This window comes from Tabrizicola sp. T46 (assembly GCF_057219895.1).
On the sequence record NZ_JBXVVV010000008.1, the window covers coordinates 2501 to 5560 of the forward strand.

At 55.5% G+C, this 3060-nt stretch carries 1 tRNA gene and 2 rRNA genes (1 of these 3 running past the window's edge); all 3 read left to right on the forward strand.

Annotation, left to right across the window (positions count from 1 at the left end):
• Nucleotides 1–2676 (forward strand): 23S ribosomal RNA (locus tag AC2D9V_RS17800) (it extends 172 nt beyond the left edge of the window).
• Between the two features lie 110 nt (nt 2677–2786).
• Nucleotides 2787–2901: ribosomal RNA gene (rrf, locus tag AC2D9V_RS17805) — 5S ribosomal RNA — on the forward strand.
• A gap of 82 nt (nt 2902–2983) precedes the next feature.
• Nucleotides 2984–3060: transfer RNA gene (locus tag AC2D9V_RS17810), tRNA-Met, on the forward strand.

Sequence of the window (3060 nt, forward strand, 5' to 3'; positions counted from 1 at the left end):
GTGAGACAGGTACTTTTACCCTGAATACATAGGGGTTTAAGAGCAAACCCGGGGAACTGAAACATCTAAGTACCCGGAGGAAAGGACATCAATAGAGACTCCGTTAGTAGTGGCGAGCGAACGCGGACCAGCCGAGCCTGGAAGCATGAGCAGAATGGTCTGGAAAGGCCAGCGACATGGGTGACAGCCCCGTATGCGAAGTGCCAAGGGACGTATCAAGTAGGGCGGGACACGTGTAATCCTGTCTGAAGATCGGAGGACCACCTCCGAAGGCTAAGTACTCCTTGCTGACCGATAGCGAACCAGTACCGTGAGGGAAAGGTGAAAAGCACCCCGACGAGGGGAGTGAAACAGTACCTGAAACCGGACGCCTACAAGCAGTCGGAGCCTCCTTGAGAGGTGACGGCGTACCTTTTGTATAATGGGTCAACGACTTGGTCTTACGAGCAAGCTTAAGCCGTTAGGTGGAGGCGCAGCGAAAGCGAGTCTTAAAAGGGCGCATGAGTTCGTGGGATCAGACCCGAAACCAGGTGATCTAGCCATGAGCAGGATGAAGGTTGGGTAACACCAACTGGAGGTCCGAACCAACACCCGTTGAAAAGGGTCTGGATGACTTGTGGCTAGGGGTGAAAGGCTAATCAAACCTGGAGATAGCTGGTTCTCCGCGAAAGCTATTTAGGTAGCGCCTCGGACGAATACCTGCGGGGGTAGAGCACTGCATGGATGATGGGGGCCCACAGCCTTACTGAGTCTAAGCAAACTCCGAATACCGCAGAGTACTATCCGGGAGACACACGGTGGGTGCTAACGTCCATCGTGAAGAGGGAAACAACCCTGACCTGCAGCTAAGGCCCCTAATTCGTGGCTAAGTGGGAAAGCATGTGGGACGGCCAAAACAACCAGGATGTTGGCTTAGAAGCAGCCATCATTTAAAGATAGCGTAACAGCTCACTGGTCTAGATAAGCTGTCCTGCGGCGAAGATGTAACGGGGCTCAAGCCACGAGCCGAAGCTCAGGATGCACAGCGATGTGCGTGGTAGCGGAGCGTTCTGTGATATAGCTCATCATGTTGTCATCGTTCGGTGCGCTGTAGCGCACCCTACGCGGATCAACATGGAGAGCTTTCTGTGAAGCCGGGCTGTAAGGCATCCGGTGGAGAGATCAGAAGCGAGAATGTTGACATGAGTAGCGACAAAGAGGGTGAGAGACCCTCTCGCCGAAAGTCCAAGGGTTCCTGCTTAAAGCTAATCTGAGCAGGGTAAGCCGGCCCCTAAGGCGAGGCCGAAAGGCGTAGTCGATGGGAACAGGGTTAATATTCCCTGGCCAGTGGGATGTGACGGATCGCAGGTGTAGTTTGCCCTTATCGGATTGGGTGGGCTGCTGAGCGGTTCCAGGAAATAGCCCCACATCAGACCGTACCCTAAACCGACACAGGTGGACTGGTAGAGTATACCAAGGCGCTTGAGAGAACCACGTTAAAGGAACTCGGCAAAATGCCTCCGTAAGTTCGCGAGAAGGAGGCCCCATATGTGCGCAAGCATGTGTGGGGGGCACAAACTAGGGGGTGGCGACTGTTTACTTAAAACACAGGGCTGTGCGAAGCCGTAAGGCGACGTATACAGTCTGACGCCTGCCCGGTGCTGGAAGATTAAGAGGAGGGGTGCAAGCTCTGAATTGAAGTCCCAGTAAACGGCGGCCGTAACTATAACGGTCCTAAGGTAGCGAAATTCCTTGTCGGGTAAGTTCCGACCTGCACGAATGGCGTAACGATCTCCCCGCTGTCTCTAACGTGGACTCAGCGAAATTGAACTGTCTGTCAAGATGCAGACTACCCGCGGTTAGACGGAAAGACCCCATGAACCTTTACTCCAGCTTTGCATTGGCAACAGGACTGTGATGTGCAGGATAGGTGGTAGGCATTGAAGCGGGGACGCCAGTCTTCGTGGAGCCTCCCTTGAGATACCACCCTTCGCCGTCTTGTTGTCTAACCGCGACCCGTTATCCGGGCCCGGGACCGTGCATGGTGGGGAGTTTGACTGGGGCGGTCGCCTCCCAAACAGTAACGGAGGCGCGCGATGGTTGGCTCAGACCGGTCGGAAATCGGTCGTTGAGTGCAATGGCAGAAGCCAGCCTGACTGCAAGACTGACAAGTCGAGCAGAGACGAAAGTCGGTCATAGTGATCCGGTGGTCCCAAGTGGGAGGGCCATCGCTCAACGGATAAAAGGTACTCTGGGGATAACAGGCTGATGATGCCCAAGAGTCCATATCGACGGCATCGTTTGGCACCTCGATGTCGGCTCATCTCATCCTGGGGCTGGAGCAGGTCCCAAGGGTATGGCTGTTCGCCATTTAAAGAGGTACGTGAGCTGGGTTTAGAACGTCGTGAGACAGTTCGGTCCCTATCTGCCGTGGGTGCAGGAGACTTGAGAAGAGTTGACCCTAGTACGAGAGGACCGGGTTGAACGCTCCACTGGTGGACCAGTTGTCGTGCCAACGGCAGTGCTGGGTAGCTATGAGCGGACAGGATAACCGCTGAAGGCATCTAAGCGGGAAGCCCCCTTCAAAACAAGGTCTCCCTTGAGGGCCGTGGAAGACCACCACGTCGATAGGCCAGAGGTGTAAGTGCGGTAACGCATTCAGCTGACTGGTACTAATTGCCCGATTGGCTTGATCTGATCCGGAAACAGCAAGGCAACACGCCGTGCCCGGGTCGTCAAAAGCACGTAACGAAAACCTGGAACAACACTGATGTTGGGGGCCGCAAATCCCCCTGTCTCTTCTCCGGTCTGGTGGTCATAGCGGGCACAAAACTCCCGATCCCATCCCGAACTCGGCCGATAAGTGTGCCTACGCCAATGGTACTGCGTCTCAAGACGTGGGAGAGTAGGTCACCGCCAGACCTGAAAAGAGACAATCTCACTCAAGCGATGATCGCGCGACCCACCAGGGCCGCAACTCGACCAGGCCGAACAGGCCAAGCGTCGCGGGGTGGAGCAGCCCGGTAGCTCGTCAGGCTCATAACCTGAAGGCCGCAGGTTCAAATCCTGCCCCCGCAACCA